The organism is Cellulomonas sp. ACRRI (genome assembly GCF_022346185.1).
Classification (GTDB): domain Bacteria; phylum Actinomycetota; class Actinomycetes; order Actinomycetales; family Cellulomonadaceae; genus Cellulomonas.
Genome location: NZ_JAKRMS010000210.1, coordinates 1 through 3893, shown reverse-complemented (window position 1 = coordinate 3893; position 3893 = coordinate 1). Strand labels below are relative to the sequence as shown.

Genomic DNA, 3893 nt, shown 5'->3' with positions numbered 1-3893 from the left:
GCTCGACCAGAACCCGACGGCCCCCCGGCCGCCCGCCTCCGCCTCCTCGCGCCCGGACGCCGTCGTCACGCCGCGGTTCGCGCCCGTCCCGCCCGGCAGGCCGCGGCGCCGGTACGCGGTGCTGGGCACCGGGCACCGGGCCGGCATGTACGTGGACGCGATCACCGGCGCGCACCGCGACGTCGCCGAGCTCGTGGCCTGGTGCGACCCGAACCCCGGGCGGATCGACTTCTACGACGCGGAGGTCGGCGCCGCGCTCGGGCTCGGCGGCCCGGCGGGCCTGCCGCGCTACGCACCGGCCGACCTCGAGCGGATGGTCGCGGAGCAGGCGGTCGACGTGGTGGTGGTGACGACGCCCGACCACCTGCACGCGGAGCACGTCACCCGGGCGCAGGCCGCCGGCGCGGACGTGGTGCTGGAGAAGCCGATGGCCACCACGGCCGACGGGTGCCGGGCGATCGCCGCGTCGGTGGCCGCCACGGGCCGCGACCTCGTCATGACCTTCAACTACCGGTACGCGCCGCGGAACTCCGCGCTGCGCGAGGTCATCGCGTCCGGGGCGATCGGCAGACCGACGAGCGTGCACTTCGAGTGGCTCCTGGACACCGTGCACGGCGCGGACTACTTCCGCCGGTGGCACCGCGACCGCGAGCGCTCCGGGAGCCTGCTGGTACACAAGTCGTCGCACCACTTCGACCTGGTCGGCTGGTGGCTCGGGGACGAGCCGGAGCGGGTGTTCGCCTCCGGGGGCCTGCGGTTCTACGGGCGCGACAACGCGCGGGCCCGCGGGCTGGGGCCGCGGCCCGAGCGCGGCACCGGCACCGCGGGCGACCCCTGGGCGCTCGACCTGCGCGCGGACCGGCGGCTGACGGGCCTCTACCTCGACGCCGAGCACCACGACGGCTACCTGCGCGACCGGGACGTGTTCACCGACGGCATCAGCATCGAGGACAACCTGTCGCTGGTGGTCGACTACCGGTCCGGCGTCTCGATGACCTACGCCCTCAACGCCCACTGCCCGTGGGAGGGGTACTCCGTCGCGGTCAACGGGACCGAGGGGCGCGCCGAGCTGACCGTCGTCGAGCGCGGCGCGGTGTCGGTCGACGCGGAGGGGCGCGTCGTGCTCGACCCGTCGGCCACGCCCGGCGCCGTCCCGGTCGCGGCGTCCCGGCCGGAGGGCGAGCACCTGGTGGTGCAGCGGCACTGGGAGGGTGCCCGCGAGGTGCCGATCCCGCGGGGGGAGGGCGGGCACGGTGGCGGCGACGCCCTGCTGCTCCGGGACGTGTTCCGCCGGGACCTCCGCCTCGAGCCCGACCCGCTGGGCCGCGCCGCCGGATACCGTGACGGGCTGCGCGCGGTGTCCGTCGGGATCGCGGCCGGCGAGTCCCTGCGGACCGGGCGCGCTGTTAGCATCGGCGCACTCGACCTGGGCGCCGTGCGCTGAGCCGCAGCACGTGCCCGGCGGAAGGGAGCCGACCGATGCGCACGGGCGCGACCATCAGCGACGTCGCGACGGCCGCGGGGGTCTCCCGGGCGACGGTCTCGCGCGTGATGAACGGCAGCACGGTCGACGCCGAGCTGACCCGCCGGGTGCGCGCCGCCGCGGCGGAGCTGCACTACCGCCCCTCGGTCACCGCCCGCTCGCTGTCCCTCGGGCGGACCCTCGCGGTGGGCATCGTCGTGCCGGACCTGGCGAACCCGATGTTCCAGGCGGTGCTCCGCGCGGTCGCCGACGGGGCGCACCGGCACGGGTACAGCGTCGTCGTCGCGGAGACGGCCGGGCCGGGCCGCGACGAGGCCGACATCGTGCGCAGCACCCGCGCCCGGTGCGACGCGCTGGTCATCGTCGCGCCCCGGATGTCGCAGGAGGTGCTGGGCGAGGTCCTGGACGAGGTCGCCCCGGTCGTCCTGGTGAACCGCACCGTGCCGGGGTCCGCGACCCCGAGCGTCAACGTCGACTACTCGCCGGCGATGTACGGGGTCGTCGAGCACCTGGTGGGCCTCGGGCACCGGGCGATCGCCTACCTGTCGGGGCCCGACTCCAGCCCGTCGAACGTCGCGCGCCTGGACGGGCTGGGGCGGGCGCGGGTCGCCTTCGGGGACGTGCGGTTCTTCACGCTGGCGTGCGGCGCGACGGTCGCCGAGGGGTACGCCCTCGCGCACGCGGCGCTCGCCACCCAGGCGACGGCCGTGGTGGCGTACAACGACCAGGTGGCGTTCGGGCTGCTGGGGCACCTGCACGAGCTCGGGGTCGACGTGCCCGGCACGCTGTCGGTGGTGGGCTTCGACGACATCGAGCTGGCGCGGTACGCGACGCCCTCGCTGACCACGGTGCACGTGCCGTACGACCAGATCGGCGCCCGCGCGTGGGCCCGGCTGCACGCCCGGATCGCCGGCGACCCGGAGCCGGCGCCCGTCGACGGGGTGGACGTGCAGGGCGCCGCGGAGGTCCTGCCGGCCGTCCTGCTCACCCGGGCGTCGTCGGCCCCCGCGCCGGCGGCCGGCTGACGCGGAGCGGGGAGCCGCGCCCCGCTCGGTCCCGCCTGCCGTCTCCGGCCTCGCCCGCGACGATCGGCGAGGGTGGCGCCGGACGGCGTAGGTCGCGGGTGCGTGCCCGTCCGCCCGCCCCCTCGCCGGCTCCGGCGGGCGCCGGTGGGGGTGTCGAGGAACCGGTTTCTCCGGTAGGTTGCCGGTGATCCCGACAGCGAGGTGAGGTCATGCCGTCCCCGTTCTCCCCGCGGCCCGCGGCGCCACCGGGCGACCGGCCCCCCGAGGTCGTCGCGCTCGGCGAGGTGATGCTCCGGCTGGACCCCGGGGAGGCACGGATCCGCTCGGCCCGCACGTTCACGCCGCACGAGGGCGGCGGGGAGTACAACGTCGCCCGGGCGCTGCGCACGGCGTTCGGCCTGCGGACCGCGGTGGTCACCGCCCTCGTCGACGACGAGGTGGGCCGGCTGGTCGAGGACCTGGTGCTGGCCTCCGGCGTGGACACCCGCTGGGTGCGCTGGCTGCCCACCGGGGGACCGGTTCCCGCCCGGAACGGGCTGAACTTCACCGAGCGCGGGCACGGCGCCCGCGGCGCGGTGGGGGTCTCCGACCGCGCGCGGACGGCCGCGTCCCGGCTCGCACCGGCGGACGTGCCGTGGGGCGCCGTGCTGACGGGCGCGCGCTGGTTCCACACCGGCGGCGTGTTCGCGGGGCTGTCGCCGAGCACGACCGCCACGGCGCTGCACGCCACCCGCGAGGCCCGGCGGCGCGGCGTCCCGGTGTCCGTCGACACCAACTTCCGCCCCTCGCTGTGGCGGGGCCGCGGCGGTCGCGCGCAGGCGTGCGCGACCGCGCGGGCGCTCGCCGCCGGGTGCGACGTGCTGATCGGCTCGGCGTGGGACCTGTTCCCGGACGTGGACGACCCGCCGGCCGAGGACCCGGTGGCCGCCCGGGAGGCGTTCGAGCGCGGGGTCGCGCGGATCCGCGCGGTCGCGCCGGGCGTGCGCGTGATCGCGACCACCTGCCGCGCGGTGCGCTCCGCGTCCCGCAACGGCTGGGGCGCGCTCGCGTGGTCCGCGGCGGACGGGGTGCACGCCTCCGTCGGGCACGGTGAGGTGGAGGTCCTCGACCGGGTCGGCGGGGGCGACGCGTTCGCCGCGGGGCTCGTCGCCGGGCTGCTCCGCGGCGCCCCGCTCCCGCAGGCGCTCGACCTCGGGGTCGCGTCCGGCGCGCTGGCGATGACGACGCCCGGCGACGCGGCGCGCGCCCGGCTCGACGAGGTCCGCGACGCCGCGGCGCTGCGGCCGGCGGGGATCGCGTGGTGAGCCGCGCCGGCCGCGGCCGACCGGCCACGCGCGGGGCCGCCGCAGCGCTGCGCGCCCCCGCCCCGCCGCACGCCCCCGGCT

The 3893-nt window shown here is 78.0% G+C and carries 3 protein-coding genes; all 3 read left to right on the top strand.

The features are described from left to right. Positions 1-1444 (top strand): Gfo/Idh/MocA family oxidoreductase (locus MHY85_RS20440; protein ID WP_308191457.1); only part of this gene is annotated, 1444 nt, incomplete at its 5' end. 35 nt (positions 1445-1479) lie between these two features. After that, positions 1480-2508 carry a LacI family DNA-binding transcriptional regulator gene (locus MHY85_RS20435; protein ID WP_239200172.1) on the top strand — a complete coding sequence of 343 codons (1029 nt, stop codon included), beginning with the start codon at positions 1480-1482 and terminating at the stop codon, positions 2506-2508. Between the two features lie 209 nt (positions 2509-2717). Beyond that, positions 2718-3812, top strand: coding sequence for a sugar kinase (locus MHY85_RS20430; protein WP_239200169.1), 1095 nt, complete (start codon positions 2718-2720; stop codon positions 3810-3812). The last annotated feature ends 81 nt before the right edge of the window (positions 3813-3893 follow it).

Coding starts and splice junctions, on each gene's coding strand:
- MHY85_RS20435 (WP_239200172.1), top strand. CDS start 1,480: ATGCGCACGGGCGCGACCATCAGCGACGTCGCGACGGCCGCGGGGGTC.
- MHY85_RS20430 (WP_239200169.1), top strand. CDS start 2,718: ATGCCGTCCCCGTTCTCCCCGCGGCCCGCGGCGCCACCGGGCGACCGG.